At 55.0% G+C, this 322-nt stretch carries 2 tRNA genes; both read right to left on the minus strand.

The annotated features are described in order from the left end of the window. Position 1: 1 nt before the first annotated feature. Positions 2 to 77, minus strand: a tRNA-Ala gene (locus tag DW850_RS08810). Between the two features lie 67 nt (positions 78 to 144). Then, positions 145 to 221, minus strand: a tRNA-Ile gene (locus DW850_RS08815). Positions 222 to 322 lie beyond the last annotated feature (101 nt).

Below are 322 nucleotides of genomic sequence, written 5' to 3' on the forward strand. Positions count from 1 at the left end.
ATGGTGGAGGTTAGGGGGATCGAACCCCTGACCTCAGGCTTGCAAAGCCCGCGCTCTCCCAGCTGAGCTAAACCCCCACGGAGACAGTAATAAACACCCCAGCGGCGACTCGGCTCTCGCTGGGGTGTTTATTGCGAAAGAAAGTGGTGGACCTGACAAGATTCGAACTTGTGACCTCCCGGTTATCAGCCGGACGCTCTAACCAACTGAGCTACAGGTCCATCGCGCAAGGGATATATTAGACGAGTCGTTACGCGCACGTCAACAACTTTTTTGAAAATCTTTGGGAGGGGTGGTCGCCGGGCTGACGAGATGGTTTTGG

This window comes from Collinsella sp. AM36-4AA (assembly GCF_003467795.1).
Classification (GTDB): domain Bacteria; phylum Actinomycetota; class Coriobacteriia; order Coriobacteriales; family Coriobacteriaceae; genus Collinsella.